The organism is Micromonospora sp. CNZ303, assembly GCF_004345505.1.
Window position 1 is genome coordinate 286,236 of record NZ_SLVT01000002.1, and the last position, 23,381, is coordinate 309,616.

23 protein-coding genes are annotated in these 23,381 nt (G+C 74.7%); 11 read left to right on the forward strand and 12 right to left on the reverse strand.

Translation table 11 applies throughout. The features are described from left to right. Positions 1 to 6: 6 nt before the first annotated feature. Positions 7 to 1,188, reverse strand: coding sequence for a type VII secretion protein EccE (locus EV374_RS04620; RefSeq protein ID WP_132231860.1), 1,182 nt, complete (start codon positions 1,186 to 1,188; stop codon positions 7 to 9). Positions 1,189 to 1,339: 151 nt separating this feature from the next. Between EV374_RS04620 and eccB the strand changes: the two genes are divergently transcribed. The 9 genes from eccB (at position 1,340) to EV374_RS04665 (ending at position 8,816) form a co-directional block, all read left to right on the forward strand. Further along, positions 1,340 to 2,896: a type VII secretion protein EccB gene (gene eccB / locus EV374_RS04625; protein WP_132231862.1), complete on the forward strand. Its 1,557-nt coding sequence runs from the start codon at positions 1,340 to 1,342 to the stop codon at positions 2,894 to 2,896. 134 nt (positions 2,897 to 3,030) lie between these two features. Continuing rightward, a complete protein-coding gene (locus tag EV374_RS04630; RefSeq protein WP_132231864.1) occupies positions 3,031 to 3,399 on the forward strand; it encodes a hypothetical protein in 369 nt (122 codons plus the stop codon). Beyond that, complete coding sequence (locus EV374_RS04635) at positions 3,392 to 4,630, forward strand: WXG100 family type VII secretion target (RefSeq protein ID WP_132231866.1); 1,239 nt, start codon at positions 3,392 to 3,394, stop codon at positions 4,628 to 4,630. The genes EV374_RS04630 and EV374_RS04635 overlap by 8 nt, the downstream gene beginning before the upstream one ends. A gap of 188 nt (positions 4,631 to 4,818) precedes the next feature. After that, positions 4,819 to 5,205, forward strand: a complete 387-nt coding sequence (locus EV374_RS04640) for a hypothetical protein (RefSeq protein WP_486485583.1) — start codon at positions 4,819 to 4,821, stop codon at positions 5,203 to 5,205. Positions 5,206 to 5,434: 229 nt separating this feature from the next. Beyond that, positions 5,435 to 6,253, forward strand: a complete 819-nt coding sequence (locus EV374_RS04645) for a hypothetical protein (protein WP_132231868.1) — start codon at positions 5,435 to 5,437, stop codon at positions 6,251 to 6,253. Positions 6,254 to 6,299: 46 nt separating this feature from the next. Beyond that, positions 6,300 to 6,632 carry a YkvA family protein gene (locus EV374_RS04650; protein ID WP_132231870.1) on the forward strand — a complete coding sequence of 111 codons (333 nt, stop codon included), beginning with the start codon at positions 6,300 to 6,302 and terminating at the stop codon, positions 6,630 to 6,632. A 31-nt stretch (positions 6,633 to 6,663) separates the two neighbouring features. Further along, the gene (locus EV374_RS04655; RefSeq protein WP_132231872.1) at positions 6,664 to 7,071 is read left to right on the forward strand and encodes a pyridoxamine 5'-phosphate oxidase family protein; all 408 of its coding nucleotides are present in this window, start codon (positions 6,664 to 6,666) and stop codon (positions 7,069 to 7,071) included. Between the two features lie 293 nt (positions 7,072 to 7,364). After that, positions 7,365 to 8,036 carry a C39 family peptidase gene (locus EV374_RS04660; RefSeq protein ID WP_132231874.1) on the forward strand — a complete coding sequence of 224 codons (672 nt, stop codon included), beginning with the start codon at positions 7,365 to 7,367 and terminating at the stop codon, positions 8,034 to 8,036. A 177-nt stretch (positions 8,037 to 8,213) separates the two neighbouring features. After that, positions 8,214 to 8,816 carry a hemerythrin domain-containing protein gene (locus tag EV374_RS04665; RefSeq protein ID WP_132231876.1) on the forward strand — a complete coding sequence of 201 codons (603 nt, stop codon included), beginning with the start codon at positions 8,214 to 8,216 and terminating at the stop codon, positions 8,814 to 8,816. A gap of 130 nt (positions 8,817 to 8,946) precedes the next feature. Here the strand turns inward: EV374_RS04665 and EV374_RS04670 are convergent, their stop codons facing one another. The 3 genes from EV374_RS04670 to EV374_RS04680 all read right to left on the reverse strand — a co-directional run bounded on the left by EV374_RS04670 (position 8,947) and on the right by EV374_RS04680 (position 10,767). Continuing rightward, positions 8,947 to 9,183, reverse strand: coding sequence for a ferredoxin (locus EV374_RS04670; RefSeq protein ID WP_132231878.1), 237 nt, complete (start codon positions 9,181 to 9,183; stop codon positions 8,947 to 8,949). 4 nt (positions 9,184 to 9,187) lie between these two features. Next, positions 9,188 to 10,393, reverse strand: coding sequence for a cytochrome P450 (locus EV374_RS04675; RefSeq protein ID WP_132231880.1), 1,206 nt, complete (start codon positions 10,391 to 10,393; stop codon positions 9,188 to 9,190). A gap of 191 nt (positions 10,394 to 10,584) precedes the next feature. Then, positions 10,585 to 10,767, reverse strand: a complete 183-nt coding sequence (locus EV374_RS04680) for an antitoxin (protein WP_132231882.1) — start codon at positions 10,765 to 10,767, stop codon at positions 10,585 to 10,587. A gap of 203 nt (positions 10,768 to 10,970) precedes the next feature. Here EV374_RS04680 and EV374_RS04685 point away from each other — a divergent pair, with 203 nt between their 5' ends. Further along, positions 10,971 to 12,098: an AI-2E family transporter gene (locus tag EV374_RS04685; RefSeq protein WP_132231884.1), complete on the forward strand. Its 1,128-nt coding sequence runs from the start codon at positions 10,971 to 10,973 to the stop codon at positions 12,096 to 12,098. A gap of 19 nt (positions 12,099 to 12,117) precedes the next feature. Here the strand turns inward: EV374_RS04685 and EV374_RS04690 are convergent, their stop codons facing one another. Further along, positions 12,118 to 12,777, reverse strand: a complete 660-nt coding sequence (locus EV374_RS04690; RefSeq protein ID WP_132231886.1) for an alpha/beta fold hydrolase — start codon at positions 12,775 to 12,777, stop codon at positions 12,118 to 12,120. A 170-nt stretch (positions 12,778 to 12,947) separates the two neighbouring features. Here EV374_RS04690 and EV374_RS04695 point away from each other — a divergent pair, with 170 nt between their 5' ends. Continuing rightward, positions 12,948 to 13,127, forward strand: a complete 180-nt coding sequence (locus tag EV374_RS04695; RefSeq protein WP_132231888.1) for a hypothetical protein — start codon at positions 12,948 to 12,950, stop codon at positions 13,125 to 13,127. A 77-nt stretch (positions 13,128 to 13,204) separates the two neighbouring features. Here EV374_RS04695 and EV374_RS04700 read toward each other — a convergent pair whose 3' ends face one another. The 7 genes from EV374_RS04700 to EV374_RS04730 form a co-directional block, all read right to left on the reverse strand. Continuing rightward, positions 13,205 to 15,577 (reverse strand): glycoside hydrolase family 65 protein, encoded by a 2,373-nt coding sequence (locus EV374_RS04700; RefSeq protein ID WP_132231890.1) that lies wholly within the window; start codon positions 15,575 to 15,577, stop codon positions 13,205 to 13,207. After that, positions 15,574 to 16,326: a beta-phosphoglucomutase family hydrolase gene (locus EV374_RS04705; RefSeq protein WP_132231892.1), complete on the reverse strand. Its 753-nt coding sequence runs from the start codon at positions 16,324 to 16,326 to the stop codon at positions 15,574 to 15,576. The genes EV374_RS04700 and EV374_RS04705 overlap by 4 nt, the downstream gene beginning before the upstream one ends. A 61-nt stretch (positions 16,327 to 16,387) precedes the next feature. Continuing rightward, positions 16,388 to 16,852, reverse strand: coding sequence for a DUF4442 domain-containing protein (locus tag EV374_RS04710; protein WP_132231894.1), 465 nt, complete (start codon positions 16,850 to 16,852; stop codon positions 16,388 to 16,390). A gap of 68 nt (positions 16,853 to 16,920) precedes the next feature. After that, complete coding sequence (locus EV374_RS04715) at positions 16,921 to 18,219, reverse strand: ABC transporter ATP-binding protein (RefSeq protein WP_132231896.1); 1,299 nt, start codon at positions 18,217 to 18,219, stop codon at positions 16,921 to 16,923. Between the two features lie 134 nt (positions 18,220 to 18,353). Next, positions 18,354 to 20,615 (reverse strand): bifunctional glycosyltransferase family 2 protein/CDP-glycerol:glycerophosphate glycerophosphotransferase, encoded by a 2,262-nt coding sequence (locus EV374_RS04720; protein WP_132231898.1) that lies wholly within the window; start codon positions 20,613 to 20,615, stop codon positions 18,354 to 18,356. 16 nt (positions 20,616 to 20,631) lie between these two features. Continuing rightward, entirely contained in the window at positions 20,632 to 22,638 is a 2,007-nt protein-coding gene (locus EV374_RS04725) for a CDP-alcohol phosphatidyltransferase family protein (protein WP_132231900.1), read from the reverse strand. Then, positions 22,635 to 23,381: an ABC transporter ATP-binding protein gene (locus tag EV374_RS04730; RefSeq protein WP_132231902.1), complete on the reverse strand. Its 747-nt coding sequence runs from the start codon at positions 23,379 to 23,381 to the stop codon at positions 22,635 to 22,637. The genes EV374_RS04725 and EV374_RS04730 overlap by 4 nt, the downstream gene beginning before the upstream one ends.

Genomic DNA, 23,381 nt, shown 5'->3' on the forward strand with positions numbered 1-23,381 from the left:
CGGTCCTCAGTCCGTCGGATGCAGGGTCGTGATCGTGGTGGCGGCCGGGGCGGTGGCGTAGACGCCGGGGCCGTGCTGGCCGTCCACGGGGCGGGCCGGGGCGCCGGACCGGCGGGCCACCTCGCGTACCGCCTTGACCAGCGCCTCCACGTGGTCGTCGGGCGCCGCCACCCGGAGCATCGGCGGGGCGACGCGCCCGCCCGGCTGCACCACGACGGCCAGGGTGTGCGAGGGAGCGGACGTCGCCGTCACCGCGTCCACCAGCGGGCCGAACGGCGCGTCGGCCCGGGGTCGCAGGACCAGGCAACGCTGGGTCCAGCCGCCGCCGCCCAGCCCCGTCCAGGTCTCCGCCGGCGGCGTCGGCGCCAGGTCCAGCCCGGCCGCCGAGACGACCGCCGCGCGCAGCTCGTCGCGGCTGAGGGGGCGGTGGGCGAGCCCGGCCGCGGTCAACGCCTTGCCCAGCCGGCCGATGCCGGCGGAGAGCGTGCGGTGCACGCCGGGCATGCCGCCGCCCCGGCTGACGGTCTCGACGCGGGCGTCGCGTACGGAGAGCCGCAGCGCCAGCCAGACCGTCCGGTGGGCCGCGGGTGGCGCCCCCGGCGCCGGGTACCAGACGAGGGTGTGCGAGACGACCTGGGCGCGGGTGACCGGGCCGGTGAAGTCGGCGAGCACGCGCAGCGCCCGGTCCAGCACCGACGCGTCGACCGATCCGGCGGGCGCCCCGGCGTGGCCCTGCAACGCCACCGCCGCGAACCAGCCCTGCGCGTCCTGCCCGATGCCGAGGCGGGTGCCGCGGTCCGTGAGCTCGGTCACAGCCAGCTCCGGGGCCAGCGGGGCCAGCCTGGGGTCGGTCCCGCCGCCCGCGGCGACGGCGCTCCGGGCCGCCTCCCGACGCCGCCGCAGCCGCCGGCGCAGCAGCAGGTCCTCGTACCACCAGCGGCCACCCCGGCGGGCGAAGACCGCGCCCACCACCGCCAGCGACAGCACGCCGACGACGGCGGCGAGCCAGACCGGCCCGCCCAGCGCCGCCCAGACGGCCAGGGCGCAGAGTTCCAGCACCACGAGCTGCCCCACGGCCACGGGCCCGATCCGACCACGGTCGCGCCGGTCGGCCGGGACGACCGGCCGCTGGGCGACGCCGGACGGCTGCGGTGCCGGACGACCGGGTGGCGCCTGAACCTGCGTCATCGCTGACAGTCCCTTTCTGGACGGCGGAGCGTCCGCCGGATCGGGTCGGGCGCTGGTCCCGGTGACCCGTCGACGGCCCCTTATCGTAGGGAAGCCCGCGACACCGACTCGGACCTGCTCGTCGCGGACCCACCCCCGCCGGAGGTAAGTCATGCGGACCCGCCGCGACCAGGTGCAGGCGTACCGCTTCGTCACCCGCCGGATCGTCTCGGCGCTGCTGTCGGGCGACCCGGAGACCAGCAACCTGCCGATGCGGCGGCTCGGCATGGCGGTCTTCGGCAGCGTCATCGCCGCGGCCGTGGTGCTCGGTGGCGTCGGCGCGTACGGGCAGTTCACCGGCAACACGGCGCCGCTGGAGCCGAACACCCTGGTGATCGAGCGGGAGACCGGGGCGACGTACGTCTTCGTCGACGGGCAGCTGCACCCCACCCTCAACTACGCCTCGGCCCGACTGATCATCAACGAGCCGGCCCCGCAGGTCCGCACGATGTCCCAGGCGTCGATCCGGGACCGGCCCCGGGGCCGTACGGTCGGCATCGTCGGCGCCCCCGACGCGCTGCCGGACCGCAAGTCCCTGACGGGCCTGCCCTGGTCAGTCTGCGACGTCCCGGACCCGGCCGATCCCCGCCGCTCCGGCACCCGGGTGGTGATCGACCGCCCACTGCCCGGTGGTGCGCCGCTCGGCGACCGGGCCGTGCTGGTGGAGGCCGACGGCCAGCGGCACCTGCTCACCGGCGACCGGCGGTTGCAGGTGACGGGCGGCGACTCCGCGCTCGCCGCGCTGCGGATGGCCAACGCGCCCCGCCTGCCCGTGGGGCAGCAACTGCTCAACGCCGTGCCGGCCGGGCCGGTCATGCGGCAGCCGACGATCGCCGGCGAGGACGAGGCCAGCACCCTGACCGAGCGCCCGGCCAAGGTCGGTCAGGTCTTCCGGGCGGCGGGCCAGCACTACGTGCTCACCCGGGAGGGTCTCTCCGCGATCGGCGAGATCAGCGCGCTGCTGCTGCTGCGCGACGGCGGCCAGGTCACCGACATCACCCCGGCGCAGGCCGGCAAGCTGCTGACCGACCAGCGGGCGGAGGAGGCCGGGATGCCGCAGGCCCTGCCCGCGCTGCACCCCGTCACCGCGGGCCGGACGGCGGTCTGCGCGACCTACCGTGCGGGCACCGACGGCGGGCCGCCCACCACCACGCTGGAGGTCTTCGACCGGGTGCCGGCGGAGCTGGCCGCGCCCGGCGGGGTGCCCGTGCGGCAGAGCGCGCGCGACGGCGTGCGTACCGCCGAGGGCGTGCTGCTGCCCGGCGGCAAGGGCGTGCTCGTGCAGGCCACGCCCGGGGCCGGCGAGAGCGGCACGGCCGCCCCCGGCGCCACCGTCCACCTGATCAGCGCCCAGGGCGTCCGCTACCCGCTCGGCGTCGGCGCCATGTCGGCGCTCGGCTACGAGGGGGTCACCCCGCTGGCCGTACCGGCGTCGCTGCTGGCCCTCGTGCCCACGGGGCCGACGCTCTCGCGGGACGACGCGCTCGCCCACTTCGCGACCGGCCCCGCGCCGTCGGCCCCGGCGAAGCCGTCGGCCGGCGCGGCGAAGCCGACGGGCAGCCCCGCGCCGGAGCGGTCCGGTACGCCGGTGACGCCCTCCGGGCAACCGGCGTCGGACGCGCCGGCCTCGCCGGACGGCTCGTCCGCCAGCCCGGGAGCGGACGGCTGAGGTCGGCCCGCCCGCGAGCGGGGCCGGACCCGCGCGTGACGGATCGACGCCGGTGGCGGGTCGCCCGCGTCGCACCCGTCGACTAACCTGAGCCCTGCCAACGGTTATCGACGATGACGTACGGGGATGCTGCCATGACCGGGCGCACGACAGTCGACCTGCTGTCCCTGGAAGACTTCCACCAGAAGTTGGCCCACCGGCTGACCGAGGCGGAGAAGGCGTTGCGGAAGCTGAGCACCGAGATGCAGTGCCGGCCCCCGGCGCTGGGCTCGTTCGCCGACGCCACCGAGAACTCCCGCCGCTACTCCGAGATCCACCAGTCCTACGTGGACCAGGTCGACCGGCTGCGTGCGGCGGTGAAGGCCGCGCAGAGCGCCACCGCGACGATCCTGGCCAACTACCGCACCGCCGAGGAGCGCAACGCGGCCAACTCCGCCGACATCGCCGCCGTGCTGAACGGGGTGGACGACGCGTTGAAGCGGAAGGAGGATCCGCGTGTCTGAATACACCCAGCGCTACCAGCACGTCAGCCACCAGCAGCTCTACGACGCCGTGATGGCCGGCCAGCCGGGCCAGATCGACGGCGTCGCCGCGCAGTGGACGGCGCTCAAGGGCATGCTCGACGGGCTGTCCCGCGAGCTCAGCGGCGACCTCGACAAGCTCGCCAACACCTGGACGGGCTCGGCCTCGCAGGAGTTCCAGCGGCGGTTGACGCTCGTCACCGACTACGCCGACAAGCTCGGCGAGGGCATGGCGGACGTGAGCCGGGGCCTGACCCTGATGTCCGGCGAGCTGCGCACCGCCCGCGCGCAGGCGGAGAGTCCGGCCGAGACCGACGACCACGACCAGGCGCTCTCCGGCGCGGCCAAGGGCGCCGTGTTCGGTGTGCCGGGCATCGTGGTCGGCGGGCTGCTGGGGCACCAGCAGGACAAGGCCGAGCAGGAGAAGGCCCACCAGCGCATGGTCAACGTGGTGGCCGAGCTGGCCGCCGGCTACGACCTCTCGGCGTACGGCCGGCTCGTCCCGCCGCCCCCGCCGCATCCGGACATCCCGGGCACGACCAGCCGCGATTCGACGCCCCCGCGCAGCGGCCCGGGCGCCAGCACGCCGACGGCCGCGCCGACCACCTCCGGCCTCGCCGGGCAGCCCGGCGGCGCCACCGTCGCGGCCCCCGACCGGCCGAGCTCCGGACCGGGCGGCGGCGCGACCGGGACGCCCGTCCCGGGCGCCGTCGGCGGCGGGCAGCCGGGCGACGGCGTGGCCGACGGCGTTTCCGGCGGCGTCCCGGCCGGCACCTCCCTCGCCGGCGCCACCGTGCTGACCGGCCCGCCCCCCGCGACGGGTCCCGTCGGGCTGGGCGGCACCTCTACGGCCTCGGCCGGCGGGCCGGGCCTCCAGTTCGGACCGGCGGGCGGCGTGCTCGGCACCGGAGCCCTCGCCGCGAGCGGCACCGCACCGGCCTCGGCGGTCCGGGCCGCCGGCGGCACTCCGGTGGCGGACAACCGGTCCGCGACCGGGATGGGCCGGCGCTTCGACAACGGCGCACGACAGGGCGGCGACCGGGCGGCCAGCGGGACGGGACGCGGCGGGGCGGGCCGCCCCGGCGTCCTGGGCGGCACCCGGGGCACGCACGACGACGACGCCGACGGCCGGCTGACCTGGCTGACGGAGGACGACATGGTCTGGGGCGACGGCGCCGCCGCCGCTCCGCCCGTGCTCGGCACCGACAGCTGACGCGCACCAGCACGACGACGGCCCACCCGGCGGGCATACCACCGGGTGGGCCGTCGCACGTGCGGCGTCGGTCCCGGCGGGCGCGTCCCACCCGCCCGACGATCCTTTTCGGACATCGTGGCGGCGGTCACCCGATCCCGGGTCGTCGGCGCGCTGCACGGGCCCGGCCCGGGCGATAGGTTGGACGGGTGCCCTCCGTAGCGTCCGTCGACCCGTTCTGGTCGGTGACGCTGCGCTCCCTGCGTGAGCTGACCCGGCTGGCGGTCGCCGCGCTGGTGCTCGCCGTGGGCCTCGGCGGCGCGTCCGCCGCACCGGCACCGTTCGCCGCCGGCCCGGCCGCCGTCACCGCCCCCGTTCCGGCCGCCGTCACGGCCGCCGGTCCGGCCGTCGCGAGCGCCCGGCTCACCCCACCGCTGTCGCGCCCCGAGCAGGCCGACGGCTTCGCCGCCCCGCCAGCGCTCCGGCGCGACGGCACTCCGGCGGACACCGCCGCCGTGGCGGTCGCCCGCCCGGACGGCCCCGCCCGCGACCCCGGCAGGGGCGTCCCCGCCCGGCGCGGTCCGCCCGCCGCCTGAACCGTCGGCCACCGGCTCCGCATCCGGGGCGACGGACGGCGACGGACCGCCGGCACGCGCGTCCGTCCGCCCGGGCCCCCGGCCGTCACGTCACCGGCGGCCACCCGTCGGTCCGTCGCCGGAGCGGCCACCGCCGCGGTACGCCCGCACGCGCGCCCACGATGCCCACCCGCCCGTACGCCGGGCACAGACCCTGTCGATTCCCTCGATCGACCGCGAGGTGCTGACCATGGAAAACGTGTTCTCCTCCGTCCTGCTCGACGTGCCCCGGGCCGCCGTGATCTGGCTGAGCCTGCTCGGGGTCGTCGCCGTCACCGTGGCCGGCCTGCTGCTGCGTCCCGGCCGCCTCCGCTTCGACGCCGGTTCCCGCATCCGGCGCGCCGCGATGCCGAGCGAGCTGGAACGGGTCGAGGAGGAGCGCGAACGTTCCCGGTACGCGGGGGAGGTCTCGGTCGCCGCCGAACGGGCCGCCACCACCGCCGCCCGCCTGCGGGCCGAGTGGCTGACCGCGCAGGAGGAGGTCGAGGCGGCCTGGCAGGCGTACGAGGCCGCCGAGGCGGACGTGCGCCGGCTGGCGGTCGCCGAGGCGATGCCCCTTCCGCGTACCGTCCGGACGCCCGCCGAGTACGCCGAGCGCGAGCGCTTCCTGCACCGCGCCGCCCTCGACGCGTACTGGCGCAAGGAGTTGTCGGTCGAACAGCTCAGCGACGTCTTCGCGCACCGCGACGGGTGGGACCCCCGGCTGCACCCGGTCGAGCAGGAACTGGTGCTGCGCCGGGCGGTACGCGACAACCTGCTCGCCCGGCAGCGGGCGGCCCGGGAGCGGGAGCAGGCCGCGTGGCGGGCGGCCGAGAACGCCGCCGAGGCGGCGCGCAGCCTGCGGGACGAGGCGTTCGCCGCGGTCAACCGCCGCCCCGAGGAGTCGCAGTCGCTGCTGCCGCTGGTCGAGGGGGCCGGGGTGGCGGAGCAGACCCGGGAGATTCCGGCGCTGACCGGCCGCGAGGCGCCGTCGGTGGCCCGGGGCCGGGCGGCGGTTCCCGCGTACTGACCGGCATGGCCGGGCGGAACCGGTCCCGCTGGGCTAGCGTGACGGCATGTCCAGGGAGGCGTGGATCGTCGTCGGCGTCGTGGCGGTCGTCACGTTGGTCGGCGCGGTGGTGCTGGCCGTCCGCGTGATCCGCACCCGCCGCCTGCTCGGCACGCTTGGGCTGAACGGCAAGCTCGCCTTCTACGGGGCGCTGCTCTACACCGTCCTGCCGATCGACCTGCTTCCCGACCCCATCTACCTGGACGACATGGCGGTGCTCACCGGCGCGCTGCTCTACCTGGGCCGGCTGGTCCGGCAGCGCCGCGCCGCGAGCGCGCCGCTGCCCGGGGCACCCGACGCGCCGTCCGACGCCGACCGGGCGCACCGTCGCGTGCCCTGACCGGTGCCGCGCCACGAGACAGGGGACGGACATGCCCGGCGACCATCGGTTGGCGCCCCACGACGAGCGGGTCGTGGCGTTCTGCCGGGAACGGCACCTGGCCACGCTGACCACCCTGCGCCCAGACGGCACCCCGCACGTCGTACCGGTGGGGGTCACCTTCGACGCGTCGACCGGGCTGGCCCGCGTCATCACCGGCGGCGCGTCCCGCAAGGCGCGGCACGTCGCCGCCGCCGGCCCCGGGGGCGCCCCGGTGGCCGTCTGCCACGTCGACGGACGGCGCTGGCTCACCATCGAGGGGCGGGCCGTCGTGCGCTCCGACCGGCCGGCCGTCGCCGAGGCCGAGCGCCGGTACGCCGAGCGCTACCGGACGCCCCGCCCGAATCCGGACCGGGTGGTCATCGAGATCGCGGTCACGCGCCTACTGGGCAGCCTGTGACCGGTTGACCGGTTCGTCCCGTCCCGCGCCACCCACGTACGCCTGACCGGTCCGGTTGTGACGCGGGGCATCCGTACGCCGGAATCCTGCCGCCCGTGGCCCGGTTGAACCTCGACGTGCGGCCGGCGCTCCCGGCCGCGGGCCCGGAATGCCCACCGGAGCAGGGCCGTTGCATCCCTGAGTACGCCCGTGGGCCGACCGCCCCGGGCCGTCGAATTCCCCGAGCCGAGCGCCTCCCGGTGCTGCGCGCCCCGGCCCCCCGGCGGCGTCGACCCCCGATTGGAGCCCGACCCATGAATCCGATCGTCCAGAAGAGCGGTCTCTCCGTCGCCGGCCTGCTGGTGGCCGGCGGATGCCTCGCGGGTCCGGCGGTGACCGCCCAGGCGGCGCCGGCGGCGACCAACCCGGTCGGCGCGGTGCACACGGACGACCGCGCCGCCAAGAACGGCCGCGCCGACCGGCGTGCCGAGCGCGCCGTGGGCATCGAGTACCAGGCGCAGCCCAACTTCTACTACTGCGGCCCGGCCGCGACCCGGATCGCCCTGTCGGCGCTGGGCCGGGCGCTCCCCCAGGACGAGGTCGCGAAGAGGCTGGGCACCACCGAGGCCGGCACCGACTCGGCCCTGGACATCACCCGCGTGCTCAACGAGCTGACCGGCGGCGGGTACCGGACCACCGAGATCCCGGATCCGGTGGCCAAGCCGGAGCAGGTCGACCGGCTGCGGTCCGACGTCGTCGCGGCCCTCGACAAGGGCCGGCCGGTGGTGGCCAACATCAAGGGCACCGCGGTCGACACGGTCGGCAACCCGCACTCGTACGAGGGCGGGCACTACCTGACCCTGGTGGGCTACCGGGACGGCGGTGACCTGATCCGGATCGCCGACCCGGCCGCCCCCGAGGGCGAGTACTGGATGACCCTGGAGAAGGTCGCCAACTGGATCGCCGAGCGCGGCTACTCGTCCTGATCCGACCCCGCCGAGGGCCGGCCTCCTGCGGGGGCCGGCCCTCGGCGTACCGGCGTGACGGGCGCGCGGCGAGCGCGGGACGCGGGTCGGCGACACATTGATGACCGGTGGGTTCGGTGGACGGTTCCCGGGTACCAGGCCCACAACCGACCGTTCCGCAACCGGTAAGGGGCAGACATGACCAACCCACAGGACATCAGGGGTCAGGACGTCGTGGACGTCCTGACCGCCGACCACCGTGAGGTCGAGGCACTCTTCGTGCAGTTGGAGAGCCGGCAGGGCACCCCCGAGCACCGCCGGCAGCTTGCCGACGTGGTGATCGCCGAGCTGGTCCGGCACGCCGTCGCCGAGGAGATGCACGTCTATCCGACCGCCCGCAAGGCGCTGCCGGACGGCGACGAGATCGCCGAGCACGAGATCTCCGAGCACGCCGACGCCGAGCGGACCATGAAGGAGCTGGAGTCGGTCGATCCGTCCGACCCGCGCTTCGACGAGCTGCTGGCGCACCTGACCAGCACGATCCGGCACCACGTCAAGGACGAGGAGTCGGACCTCTTCCCCCGCCTGCGCGCCGCGGTCGCCACCGAGGAGATGGTCGAGCTGGCCGGCAAGGTGGAGGCGACCAAGAAGACCGCCCCGACCCGGCCGCACCCGGCTGCGCCCGACCGGCCGCCGGCGAACCGGCTGCTCAACCCCGGCGCCGGTCTGGTGGACCGGATGCGGGACGCGCTCAGCGGCCGCGTCACGTCGACGGCGGAGCTGGGCCAGCAGCAGCGCTGACCGCGCGCTCATGGTGGCCACGCCCGGCCCGGGGCGTGGCCACCGGCATGTCACCGGCCGGCGCGGAGGGCGGCCACCGGGCGAGCCACGCGACCCGCCCGGCCCAGGCCTCCGGCAGGACCCGCCCGGCTCAGGTCTCCGGAGCGATCCGGCGCAGGCCGTCCGCCTCGGACACGATGACCGCCTCCATCGGGCAGGAGTCCGCGGCGTCCACCAACGCGTCGTCGGGCGCCACCCGCTCGGCCAGCGGGCGGGCCAACCCGTCCACCAGCACGAAGTGCCTCGGCGCGGTGCCCGCGCAGATCCCCGACCCGATGCACCGGGTCGGGTCCACGTGTACGCGCCACTGCTCGTCCGTCGCACTCATCTGTTCACCAACTCACCGGCATGGCGACGAGCCCCCGGACCAGCAGGCCGCTCTTCCAGGTCAGCTCGGATTCCGGCACGGCCAGCCTCAGGCCGGGCGTGCGGGCGATCAGTGTCTCCAGGACGACCTGGAGTTCCATCCGGGCGAGCTGCGCGCCGACGCAGTGGTGCACCCCGTGCCCGAAGCCGAGGTGGGGGTTGACCTGCCGGGTCAGGTCGAGCCGGTCCGCGTCGGCGAAGACCGTCTCGTCCCGGTTGGCCGACGAGATCGACACCACCACCGGCTCGCCGGCCCGCACCAGCACGCCGCCCACCTCGACGTCCTCTGTGGCGTAGCGGGCGAAGGCCGAGGACGCGCCGAGCGGCACGTACCGCATCAGCTCCTCGACGGCAGCCGGGACCAGGTGCGGGCGCGACCGTAGCCGGGCCCACTCGTCCGGGTGGGTGAGCAGGGCGTACACGAAGTTGGGAATCTGGGTCACCGTCGTCTCGTGCCCCGCCGCGAGCAGCCCGGCGGCCAGGCGCACGACCTCGTCCTCCGCGAGCCGGTCGTCGGCGTCCCGGGCCCGGACCATCGCGCCGATCAGGTCGTCGGTGGGTCGCTCGCGCCGCTGCGCGATCAGCTCGCCCATGTACGCGAGGAGACTGTCGGTGTACTCCTGGGCCTGCTCCGGGCTCAGCGAGGTGGTCGACACGATCGCCTCGGACCAGGCGTGGAAGCGGTCCTGGTCGGCCACGGGGACGCCGAGCAGGTCGCAGATGACCCGGATCGGCAGCGGGGTGGCCAGGTGCTCCACCAGGTCGGCCGGCGGACCGGCCGCGAGCATGCCGTCCACCAGCTCGTGGGCCACCTCCCTGGTCCGGGGTCGCAACTCCTCCACCCGGCGGGCGGTGAACGCCTTCGCCACCAGCCGGCGCAGCCGGGTGTGCTCCGGCGGGTCCATCGACAGGATCCCGCCCTCCTGCTGTCGCGGCGAGTTGCGGGGCTCGTCCCGGCCCACCGAGGCGGCCCGGCTGAACCGCGGGTCGCCGAGCACGGTGCGGACGTCGGCGTGCCGGGTGGCGAGCCAGGCCGGCTCACCGAACGGCATCCGGATCAGCGTGAGTGGTTCGTCCCGGCGCAGCCGGGCGTAGCGCGGGTCGAGGTTGAGCCGGTCGGGGTCGCTGAACGGATAGCGGTGGGGGACGGTCGTCTCGGGGGCCTCGGTCACCGGATGGCTTCCTCTCGTCACGGCACCCCAAGGGGAGGGCACCGGTCCGGTCGGGGACGACTCCACGTTGAGTCATGCTCCGACTGCGGATAGTAGCGAGAGTGGTCGATCCTTGGCTAGCGGTACGCGTCGATCCGTCAGGAAGCAGTCGTCCCGGGTCACCTGCTGCGACCCGGGACGCTACGAGGGGTTCAGCGGACCTGGTCGCCTTCGCCGGTGCGCGCCTGGGCCTGGTCGACGCCCTTGTCGATCTGCTCGTCGTACTTGCCGCCAGTGCGCTTGTCGGCCATGTCGCCGCCCTTCTCCAGGCCCTTGTCGACCTGCTCGTCGTGCTTGTCGGCGAAGTCCTTGGCCTTGTCCATGAAGTCGCTCATCGGGGTCCTCCTCGAAGCCGGTTCCGATCTCAGGCTTCCCTGGGCCCGGGGGCTCAAACGCGACGGAGAAGCAGCCCGGGGGGCGGTCGGGAAACGGGCGGCCGCCCCCGACGCCCCGGCCGCCCATCTAGCGTGAAAGGGGACGCGGGTGTCGAAGGGACGCCGGCCGGGTACCGACTCGCCGGAGATCGAGGAGGGCCGACGTGGTCGCAGACGATGCCGGGCGTACGCCCGAGGGAACGGCGGGCCGGGACGCGGGCTCCCGACAGACCACCTGGGCGGCGCTCCCCTGGCTGGTCCGCTCGGCCGTGGTGTGGAGCGCCTGCCTGGTGGTGATCGTCGCCGGGCTGTACCTGCTGGGGAAGATCGCGGTGCTGCTCGCGCCGCTGGCCATCGCCCTGGCCGTCACCATCTTCCTCGCCGCGCTGCTCGACCCGGTGCAGCTCGCGCTGCGCCGGCTCCATCTGCCCGCCGCGCTGGCCGCCCTGCTCACGGTACTGCTGCTGCTCGGCCTGCTGTTCGGCGTCGGCGCGCTGGTGTGGAGTCTGACCGCCAACCAGTTCAGCGAGTTGAGCGAGGAGCTGGTGCAGGGCCTGCAACGGACCCGGGACTTCGTGACCTCGACGTTGCCGGTCAGCGACCGACAGCTCGACCAGCTGCTCGACCAGGCCCGCCAGGGGCTCGGGCAGGGCTCGGTCGACCCGGTCTCCGGCGCCCGCACGGCCGCGGAGGTGCTCGGCTCGGCGCTGCTCGCGCTCGTCCTGCTGTTCTTCCTGCTCAAGGACGGCAGGTCCATGTGGCGCTGGACGCTGTCCCGCACGACCGGGCCGAACCGGGAGGTGACCGCCGAGGCGGGCCGGACGGGTTGGCGGACGCTCGGCGCGTACAGCCGGGGCACGATGCTGATCGCCGCGATCGACGCGATCGGCATCGGCCTGGCGCTGGTGGTGCTCCGGGTGCCGCTGGCCTTTCCGCTCGCGCTCATCACCTTCTTCGGCGGGTTCATCCCGATCATCGGGGCGACCGTGGCCGGCGCCGTGGCGGTGCTTGTCGCGCTCGCGGCGAAGGGGCCGGTGACCGCGCTGCTCGTCCTCGCCGCCGTGATCACCGTCCAGCAGGTCGAGGGCAACCTGCTGGAACCGCTGGTCATGAAGCGTCAGGTGCGCCTGCACCCGGCGGTGATCCTGGTGGCGGTGACCGCCGGCACCCTGATCGCCGGCATCGCCGGGGCCTTCGTCTCGGTGCCGGTCACCGCCGTCGTCTGGCGGGTCATCGACACCGTCCAGCAACACCGCCAGCGCCCGACGCCCGCGCCCCCGACCCCCGCCTGACCACCCACCGGGTGGGTCCTCAGTGCGGGGCGGGGAGGTGGGTGGTGAACCAGTCGGCGGCGCTGTGCGCCACCTGTTCCAGGGTGCCGGGCTCCTCGAAGAGGTGGGTCGCCCCCGGGATCACCGTCAGCTCGGCCGTGTCCGGCAGCGCCTCCTGGGCCTGCTCGTTGAGCGTGATCACCTGCTCGTCCAGGCCGCCGACCAGCAGCAGCGTGGGCGCGCGTACCTGGTCGAGCGCGGCGCCGGCCAGGTCGGGACGGCCGCCCCGGGAGACCACCGCGCCGACGAGGTCCGGTCGGGCCGCCGCCGCCACCAGGGCGGCGGCGGCCCCGGTGCTGGCCCCGAACAGCCCGATCGGCACGGCGCCGAGGGGCCGCTCCGCCGCCAGCCAGTCCACGATCGCGGCGAGCCGCCGGGCGAGCAGGGGAATGTCGAAGCGCAGCTCGGCGGTACGGGCATCGACCTGGTCCTCGGCCGGCGTCAGCAGATCGACCAGCACGGTGCCGAGGGCACTGCGGTTGAGCACGTGCGCCACGGCCGTGTTGCGCGGGCTGTGCCGGGAGCTGCCGCTGCCGTGTGCGAAGAGCACCACGCCGGCCGGTTCCGCCGGGACCAGCAGGTCGGCCGGAAGCTCGGCGTCCCCCGCCGGGATCGCCACCGCACTGCTGCGCACGTCCATCTCGCCTCCCGTACGTCCTCGGTCGTCCCCGTTCCGGCCGCATACCCGTCCCCGGCGCCGGCAAGCGGCCCCGGCGCCCCCGGCGTTTGTCGCCGAGGGGCCCGGGTAGGCGTCGGGTGACCGCAGACCGTACCGGCGCAACCGCGCCCCGACGGATCGCGAGGATCGCCATGGCCCAGCAGCAGCGGGAGACCCGGCAGCAGACCACCGACCGGGACCGGCGGGAACAGGACACCGAACGCGGCCGGGACTGGGCGGACGACGCCGCCCAGGCGCGCACAGCCGACGACCCGCGGGCGATGGCGCCCCGCGACGCGGCGGACCGCCCGTCACAGGGCAGGCCGCTCTGACCGACGCCGCCGGGTGACCGGCACAGCGTCCTACGCCGCCGGCCCGCCGCCGTCGTCGACGGCGGGCCGGCGGCCGGTCACGGCTCGTTCTCGGGCAGGCGGAGCAGGGGAGCCCGGCCGGGGGCCTGCTCCGGGACGGGGCCCGACACCTCCGCGGCGGGGATCGGCATCGTCACCGGCTCCCCGCAGGTGACCCGGACCGGCTCACCGTGGTGCCGCAACTCGAGCACGTCTCCCGGGTCGCCGTAGCGCAGCGCGTACGTGGTCTGGTGCGGCCGGACGTCGACCCGCAGCCGCATCCCGCGCCACTGGAGGGAGAACTCCAGCCGCCCGAGCCGGCTCGACAGCCGCGGCGCGAAGGAAAGGTTGCCGTCGTGGTCGCGCAGCCCGCCGAACCCGCCCACCAGGGCGATCCACGCGCCGGCGAGCGAGGCCATGTGCACCCCGTCACGGGTGTTCTCGTTGAGGTCGTGCAGGTCCATCAGCGCGGCCTCGCGCAGGTAGACGTGCGCCAGTTCGGGGTGGCCCACCTCGGCGGCCAGCACCGCCTGGGTGCACGCCGACAGCGAGGAGTCGCGCACCGTACGCCGCTCGTAGTAGAGGAAGTTGCGCAGCTTCTGCTCCGGCGTGAAGGCGTCGCCGCGCCAGTGCATGGCCAGGACCAGGTCCGCCTGCTTGACGACCTGCTTGCGGTAGAGGTCGAAGTACGGGTAGTGCAGCAGCAGCGGGTACTTCTCCGGTGGCGTGTGCGCGAAGTCCCACTCCTGGAGCCGGGTGAAGCCCTCCACCTGTTCGTGGACGTCGATCTCCTCGTCGTACGGGATGTGCATGGACGCCGCCGCGTCCCGCCAGGCTGCCGCCTCCTCGTCGGTCACGCCGAGGTGGAACGCCTCGTCCCGGTAGCGCATCACCGCGTCGGCCGCGCTGATCAGGTTCCGCTGCGCCATCAGGTTGGTGTAGATGTTGTCGTTCTTCACCGCCGTGTACTCGTCGGGGCCGGTGACCCCGTCAATGTGGAACTGGCCGTGCCGGTCGTGGTGACCCAGCGACCGCCACAGCCGGGCGGTCTCCACCAGCAGCTCCAGCCCGATCTCGCGTTCCAGCTCGGTGTCCTGGGTGACCTGGACGTAGCGCCGCAGCGCGTCGGCGACGCCGGCCGCGATGTGGAAGGCGGCGGTGCCGGCCGGCCAGTACCCCGACGACTCCGGCCCTTCGATGGTGCGCCAGGGGAACGCCGCGCCCTCCAGGTTGAGCGTCCGGGCCCGCTCGCGCGCGGCGGCCAGGGTGCCGTGCCGCCAGTGCAGCGCGTCCCGCACGGCGGGCGGTTGGGTGTAGGTGAGCACCGGCAGGACGAACATCTCCGTGTCCCAGAACGCGTGCCCGTCGTACCCCGGACCGGTCAGGCCCTTCGCGGCGATGGGCCGCCGCTCCGCCCGGGAGCCGGCCTGGAGGACGTGGAACATGCCGAACCGGACTGCCTGCTGGATCTCCGGGTCGCCCTCCACCACCACGTCGGCGGCGTCCCAGAACTCGTCGAGGTATTCGCGCTGCTCGCGGAGGAGCCCGTCCCAGCCGTCGATCCGCGCCCCCGTCAGCGCGGCCTCGACCTGGTCGCGCATCGCCGGCAGCGACCGGCGGCTCGACCAGCCGTACGCGAGGTACTTGACCACGCGCAGCGTCTCGCCGGGCTGGAGCACGCATCCGATCGTGGTACGCACCCAGTCCTCGTACCCCTCGGACTGGCTGGTCGTGCGCCCCGGGGCGTACACCTCGTGTTCCATGGCGGCGGCCACCCGCAGCCCGGAGACCTTGGTCCGGTGGATCAGCAGCCCGCCGTCGGCGGTGGTGAGTTCCTCCTCGGCCTGCAACGGCGACTCCAGCACGGCCGCGACCCGCGGGTCCCCGCTCTGCGCGGGCAGCGCCTCGTTCGCCACGAGTTCCGACTGGAGGATCAGCCGCAGCGGGCCGTCCACCGCCTCGACCTCGTAGCTGATCGCGGCGACGGCGCGCTGGGTGAACGAGACGAGCCGGGTGCTGCGGACCTTGATCTCGCGGCCGGCCGGGGAACGCCAGTGCAGCTCCCGGTGCAGGGTGCCGGCGCGCAAGTCGAGGACCCGTTCGTGGGCGAGGAGTTCGCCGTAGCGGACGTCGAGCGGCTCGTCGTCGACGAGCAGCCGGATCAGCTTGCCGTTGGTCACGTTGACGACGGTCTGGCCGGACTCGGGGAACCCGAAGCCCGCCTCGGCGTACGGCAGCGGGCGCAGCTCGTAGAAGGAGTTGAGGTACGTGCCGGGCAGGCCGTGGGGCTCCCCCTCGTCGAGGTTGCCGCGCAGCCCGACGTGCCCGTTGGAGAGGGCGAAGACCGACTCCGACTGGGCCAGGACGTCCATGTCCAGCCGGATCTCCCGGACGTGCCACGGCTCGACCGGATAGGCCCGTTCCCGGATCACGCGGTCTGCCCCGGGTCGAGCAGGTCGGCGAGGTCGGTGACCACGACGTCGGCACCGTGCGCCAGCAGCTCGTCGGCCTGGCCGACCCGGTCCACCCCGATCACGTACCCGAACCCGCCGGCGCGGCCGGCGGCGACCCCGGCGAGGGCGTCCTCGAAGACGACGGCGTTGCGCGGGTCGACCCCGAGCAGTCTCGCGCCGGCCAGGAACGTGTCCGGCTCGGGCTTGCCGCGCAGTCCCTCGGCGCGGGCGACGAGCCCGTCCACCCGCGCCTCCAGCAGCGGTTCCAGCCCGGCGGCGGCGACGACCTCCCGGCCGTTCGCGCTGGCCGTGACGACCGCCCGGCGCAGCCCGGCGGCGCTCGCCGCCTCCAGGTACGCGACGGAACCGGGGTAGACGTCCACGCCGTGGGTGCGCAGCCGCTCCAGCAGCAGCACGTTCTTGCTGTTGCCGACCCCGTTGACGGTGTCGGCGTCCGGCGGGTCGTCGGGCGACCCCTCGGGCAGCACGATGCCCCGGGAGGCGAGGAAGGTGCGCACCCCGTCGGCGCGCGGTCGGCCGTCGACGTAGCGGTTGTAGTCCGGCCCGGGGTCGAAGGGACGGAACTCCGCGCCGGTGGCTGCGGCGTGGCGGCGCAGGAAGGCGTCGAACGTCTCCGTCCACGCGGCGTTGTGCACCCGGGCGGTCTGCGTCAGCACACCGTCCAGATCGAAGAGACAGGCGGTCACGTGAGCAGGCAGGCCCAGCACGGTACGAATCTATCCAGACCTCCGCGCCCGTAAACCGCTTTCGGTCCGCTTGCCGCGCGGCTCAGTTCGGGCGCAGCGTCCAGACCACGGTCATCCCGCCGGTCGGCTTGCCCTCCTCGGTGGCGATCTCCACCTGGACCGGGAACTCCGGCCGGCGGCCGGACTCCAGCTCCGCGACCACCTCGGCGACCGGCCGGTCGAGGCGCGCGGTGGCCAGGACGGGGCCCATGGCGAGCTTCCGGTACGCGATCTCGGCCCGCACGGCCAGCGGTGTGGCCCGGTCGAGCAGCTGCCCGAACGCGGCCAGCACGACCGCGCCGGAGGCGGTCTCGCCGAGGGTGAACATGGCCCCGGCGTGCGGGCCGCCGACGTGGTTGTGGGTGGCCGGCGAGTCGGGCAGTCGGACGGTCACCCGTACCCCGCCCTCCGCCTCGGGGGCCACTTCGACGAATTCGATGCCGAGCGTACGGGCGAACGGCACAGCCTCCAGCATGCCGGCCGCCACCTGGCGCGAGTCGGTGGTCATGGCCCGACGTTACTAGCCGGTAACTTCCCCGGCAAGCCCGCCTTCGCGTGTAAGGAAGGGCACCTCCGTCAGCGCCAGCCCACGTCGATGCGGTCGCCGCGCTCGTCGAAGAAGTGCAGCGCGTCCATGCGTACGGAGACGGCCAGGGGGTGCCCGGCGGCGATCCCCGGGTACGGCGCGAGCCGGACCGCCAGCTCGGCGGGGCGCCGGTGGTGCCGGCCCGGGTCGTTGAGCACGCTGGTGCGGGTGGCGGCAACCGGGGCGGCGGGCTCCTCCTCGGCGGCGCGCCCGGTCAGCCGCTGCATCACCTGCCCGAAGCGGCGCAGGCCGCGCTGGCCGGTGGGCGCCTCGGTCCGGGTGCCCATCTCGTCCACCACGATCGCGGTGGCCCCGATGTCGAGGAAGGCGAGCGACTCGTGCCCGTGGTGCTCCAGGTAGCGGATGCGGCCGTGCAGCACGGCGCCCTGGGTGTCCGGCGCGACCGGGGTGAGCGCCTCGGCCCGCATCCCGACCACGATCCGCTCGCCGTGGTAGTGCGCGACCGCCCGGCTGCGGATGTCGTCCCACGGCAGGTGGAGTGCCTGGTCGCCGAGGGTGAGGGTGACGTAGCGGTCGAGGTGGACGTAGACCGAGGCCTCCAGCAGGTTCATCCGCGGGCTGCCGAGGAACGCGGCCACGTAGAGGGTGGCCGGGCGGCCGTAGACCTGGGTGGGGGTGCCGACGTCCTGGAGGACGCCCTTGCGCATGATGGCGACCCGGTCGGCCATGGTCAGCGCCTCGGCCTGGTCGTGGGTGACGTAGATGGTGGTGACGCCCAGCTCCCGGGTCAGGCCGGAGATCTCGGCGCGCAGTTCGGCCCGGAGCCCGCTGTCGAGGTTCGACAGCGGCTCGTCCATCAGGAACAGGCCCGGACGACGCACGATCGCCCGGCCCATCGCGACCCGCTGGCGTTGCCCGCCGGAGAGCTGGCTGGGCTTGCGGCCGAGTACGTCGCCGATGCCGAGCGCGCTGGCCACGTCGGTGACCCGCTCGCCTCGCGGCTCGGGCTCCAACCCGGCCAGCTTGAGCGGGAAGGCGATGTTGTCGCCGACGGTCATGTGCGGGTAGAGCGCGAAGTCCTGGAAGACCATGGCGATCTTCCGGTCGCGCGGCGGCAGGTCGTTGGCCAGCTCGCCGTCGAGCATCACCGCGCCCGACGTCGGGTCCTCCAGCCCGGCCACCATCCGCAGCACCGTGGACTTCCCGCAGCCCGAAGGGCCGAGCAGCACCATGAACTCGCCGTCGTTGACGTCGAGATTGACGCTGTCGACGGCGAGGGTGCCGTCCCGGAACACCTTCGTGACATCCTTGAGTGCGACGGTTGTCACCGTGCCCTCCCCCCACCTCGTCGACCGAATCCCGAATGACTGTGACGAGGATCATGCGGTTCGCACATCGGGTAAACGTTCCATGTTCGGCTTGTGACGGCCCTGTGACGCCCACCCGGCGGGACGAGCCAGCGTCAGCGGGGTCCGCCTTGCGCCTGCGACGCCGGGGCCAGCGCGCCGACCCCGCGCGGCGACCGGCCGTCGCTGGCCGGTTCGCCGAGGAAGACCCGGCGGACCACCCGCTCGGCGGCGTGGCCGTCGTCGAGCGCGCAGAACCGGGCCCGGAACCGCTGCCGGGCCGCGCGCGCCGCCGCCGAGTCGACCTCGCCGGCGCGGAACAGGTCGAGCAGGTCGGCGAAGCTCGTGGCCACCGCGCCCGGCGGCTCCGCCGTCACGTCGAAGTAGACGCCCCGGGCCAGCCGGTACGCCTCCCAGTCGGGGGCGTAGACGACGATCGGCCGGTCGAGCACGGCGTAGTCGAACATCGCCGAGGAGTAGTCCGTGATCAGCACGTCCGCGACGAGGTAGAGGTCCTCCACGCGCGGATGGCCGCTGACGTCGCGTACCCGGGCCCGGTCGGCGGGGCGCCGGGCGCGTAGCTCCCGGTCGTGGAAGTAGTGGCTGCGGATCAGCAGCCGGCCGGCCGGGCCGAGCACGTCGAGCAGCCGCTCCGTGTCGAACGGCGGCCGGTAGCCGGGCAGGTGCTCCCGGTGCGTCGGGGCGTACAGGACGACCCGTTCGTCGGGCCCGAGGCCGAGGTCGGCACGCAGCCGGCGCACCTCCCCGGCGGTCGCGGTGACCAGCCGGTCGTTGCGCGGGTAGCCCACCTCCAACGTGGTGTACGCGGCCGGGTACGCGCGCTCCCACATCTGGCTGGAGAAGCTGTTCGCGCTGACGCTGTAGTCCCACCGGTCCACCCGGCGCAGCAGCCCGGCGAAGTCCATCCCGACCGCGCCGACCGGGTAGCGCTGCTGGTCCAGGCCCATCACCTTCACGGGCGTGCCGTGGTGGGTCTGCACGTGCACGGTGCCTGGCCGCTTGCGGACGTGGTCCGGGAAGTTCACGTTGTTGACCAGCCACCGCGCCCGGGCCAGCGCCCGGTAGTACGCGGGCGTCCCGGCGACCACGTACGCGACGCCCGTGGGCACGGTGTGCACGCGGTCCCGCCGGACGATCCAGACCCCGCGCACCTGCGGCGCCAGCCGCCGGGCCGCCTCGAAGATCGCTGCCGGGTTGTCCGAGTAGCCCCGGTACCAGTAGGCCGCGTAGACGGCCAGCGTCTCATCGACCGGCCGGCGCAGCTCGGCCCGGTAGTACTCGCGCAGCAGGGCGTCCCGGGCCAGCCGGGCCGCGCGCCGGGCCGGGGGCACGAACCGCCGCTTGGCGCTCCGCGCGGTACGCCGGGCGGCGTCCCGCGCGCGGTAGGCGGTGCGCAGCGCGCTGAAGGTACGCCAGCGCCCGGCGGCCACCAGCCGGTGCTTGAGTCCTTCCGCGCCCGCCGGGGCCGGATAGCCGCCGGGGGGCAGCCAGCGCGCGTGGTCGGCGGTGATCTCAGCGAAGAAGGCCGGCCGCAGCTCGGGGTCGATCCGCTCCCCGTTGCCGAGCACGCTCAGGTAGTGCCAGATCATCCGCTCGAACAACGCGGGGCGCAGGTCGTCGACCGCCGGCCCCCAGGCGTCCATCAGCCGGAACACCCGGTGCCACTGGTCGAAGACCTCGAAGTGCCGCTCGCCCCTGGTCCTGGTGATCGCCCCGGTGCGGCGCTGCCGGTAGTTGACGCAGACCCGGTCCAGCACGCCGATCCGCTCGGCGGCCATCAGCACGGGATAGCTGAACGAGACGTCCTCGTACCAGCCGGGGGCGAAGCGCAGCCCCTCCTCGATCAGGAACCGCCGGCGGACCAGCCGGTTCCAGGCGGTGTGCAGCAGCCGCAGCGTCTCGGGCCGGTCCCGCAGCCGGAAGGTCTCCTCGCCGGGCGGCTCCGGGAAGACCTCCGCCATCGCGCTGCGGCTGGTGGCATCGTTCCAGTGCGTCCGGACGTGGTCGACCAGGAGCACGTCGGGGCGGGTGGCGCGGAGGCGGCCGACCACCTCGGTGAGGCACCCGGGGGCGAGCCAGTCGTCGCCGTCGACGAACCAGACGTACTCGCCGGCGGCCCGGTCCAGCCCGATGTTGCGGGCCGGACCGAGCCCCACGTTCTCCGTCAGCCGGACGGCGCGCATCCGCGGGTCGCGGGCCGCGTACTCCGTCAGGATCTCGCCGCTGTCGTCGGGCGAGCAGTCGTCGACGCCGATCACCTCGATGTCGGCGACGGGCTGCCCGAGGATGGAGTCGAGGCATTCGCGCAGGTAGCCCTGCACCCGGTAGGCCGGCACGACGAAGCTGATCAGTGTCATCGGCCGGCCCCTGTCGTCAGCCCGGCGAGCGACCTCCCGCGCCGACCAGGCCCACCGACGCCCGCGCGGCGCGGGCGGGCAGGACGACCCAGGCGAGGGCGACACTCCCCACGAAAACCACGAGAAGGTACGTACCGAGTGTAGCCATACCGATACCCGCAAAACCGACGATCGCCGCCAGGGCCAGCAGCACTGACCGGCCCTCCCAGCCCAGCGTGCCCACGTGCAGCGGCGGGGCGGACTGCCGCTTCTCCAACCGGGCGGTCAGGTCGTAGTGGTGCAGGGTCAGCACGAAGACGTACCCGAAGATCAGCCACGGCGGCACGTCGCCGACCACCCCGACCGCGATGGCGAACAGGAACTCGCCCGCCCGCAGCGCGGCCGGCACCAGCCAGTCCAGCGGCCCGGCGTGCGTCGCGCCCGCGCCGAGGCCGGCGACCAGCAGCACCAGCAGCGCGACCGGCACCGCCCACCGCGGGACCTGCGCCCCGTCGCGGGTCAGCAGCGCCGCCACCAGCAGCGCCGCCGGGCCCAGCGCCGCGACGACCGCCAGCGCCAGCGGGCCCACCGGCCGGAGCGCCGGCAGGAGCCGGGCCAGCGGCCCGTCGTCGCGGTGCAGGGTGGCGTCGACCGTGTCCAGCACCGGCACCCGCATCCAGCGGGCCCGCAGCGTACGCAGCGCCCCGGTGTACGCGAAGGCCAGCACCCCCCAGGCCAGCACCGCGTACAGGCTGACCAGCGGGCCGAACAACGCCACGGTGATCGCGATCAACGCCCACCGCTCCCCGATCGGGAAGACCACCGTGCGCTTCAGCCAGTACGACACCGAACCTGTGTCGGCCTGCACCCGGTTGGAGGCGGCGTTCAGCTTGTCGCCGATGCCGCCGCCGGCGGTGCCCACCGCCTTCGGCCGGCGCGCCGCCTCGTCGTGCAGCACGCCGTACCAGGTGTCCGTCATGTGCCGCACGGTCTGGAGGGTGATCGCGGCGATCGCCAGCGCCCAGCCGTACCGGAAGCCGGCCTGGGTGGCCCCGTAGCCGAGGCCGGCGTAGACCACGTACTCCTTCGCCCGGTCGGCCATCGTGTCCAGCCAGCCGCCCCACGCGCTGAAGTGCCGGGTGTAGCGGGCGAGCTGGCCATCCACGCAGTCCAGCACGAAGCCGAGGTAGAGCAGCACCGCCCCGGCGACCAGCGCCAGCCGGCCGCCCGTGCCGAAGAGCACCGCGGCGGCCACCGCGAAGGCCACCGAGATCATCGTGACGGCGGTCGGGCCGAGCCCGAGCTTCGCCGACGCCTTCGTCACGTACGGCGACCAGGTGCTGACGAAGAAGGTGGTGAAGAAGTCGTCCCGCTCCTTCACCGAGAGCCTGAGCTCGGCCCGGTCCTCGTCGACGGCGGCCACGGCCGCCTCCGCGGCGGCCAGCCCCGCCGGGTCGCCCACCCGGTGCGCCACGAGCAGGCGTACCCGCTGAGCGAAGGTCAGCACACCGAGCCCGGCGAGGCCGGCGAAGAGCCGGTCCACGGCGGGCCCGGCCGGCGGCGGCGCGGCGGCCGACGGCGCGCCGACGGGCACCACCCCGGCGGCGGCCGCGCGCGCGGCGGCGGCGAGCGACGGCAGGTCGTCCACGCCGACCCGCAGCGCGCCACCGAACACGCCGGTGGCTTCGCCGTCCAGCGCCTGCGCCGCTCCGGCCCCGACCACCTGGCCGCGCTCCTCGCGCACGGCCGTGTGGCCGTCGCCGGGCGGATCGGTGAGCACCAACGCGACCGTCGGCCCGACGGGGCTGGTGGCCAGGTGCCGCAGTACGGCGGTGTGCGCGACCAGGTCGGCGCCGGTCACGAGCACCGGGCCCGTGGCCGCGTCGACGAGGTCGGCCAGCTCGTCCAGCCCGGCGGCGTGGCGCACCTCGTGCGCCCCGGCGCGCCGGAGCTGGTCGGCCAGCCGGTCGGCGAGGTGTTCGCCCGAGCGGGTCGGCAGGCTCGCGGCCGGTGCGTCGGCGGCGAGCACGATCGCGAGCGTCACCGCGGGACCGCGGCGTGGTACGCGGCGAGCGCCTCGGCGATCGTCCCGTCGACGGTCAGCCGGCCCCCGTCGAGGTACAACCCCCGACGGCAGAACCGGGTCAGGTCCTTTTCGTTGTGTGACACCAGCACCAGAGTGCGCCCCTCCCCGAGCAGACGGTCGATCGTCGCATAACACTTCTTGCGGAACTCCGCGTCCCCGACCGCCGTCACCTCGTCCATGAGCAGGATCGGGTGCGGCAGGTGCGAGATGATGGCAAAGCCGAGCCGGACCTTCATGCCCGACGAGTAGTGCCGCACCGACGTGTCGACGGCCCGCTCCACCTGCTCGCCGGCGAACGAGACGATGTCGTCGAAGTGCCGCCGCAGGTAGCCCGACGGGAGTCCGTGCAGGCCGCCGACCAGGTAGAGGTTCTCCCGCCCGGTCAGGTCGTTGGAGAACCCGGCGGAGAGTTCCAGCAGCGGCGCGACGTCCCCACGCACCCGGATCCGGCCCTCGTCGGGGATGAGCACGCCGGCGATCAGCCGCAGCAGGGTGCTCTTGCCGGTGCCGTTGCGCCCGACCACGCCGACGGTCTCCCCGGCCCGGACCGAGAACGACACGTCCCGCAGCGGCCAGAACCGGCCGTCGTCGGCGCCGCGCCGCCCCCGGTGGATGAACAGCTCCCGCAGCCGCAACTGCCGCCGCCGGTTGCGGACGAACCGGATGCCGAGCCCCTCCGCCTCGATGATCGGATCGGCCAT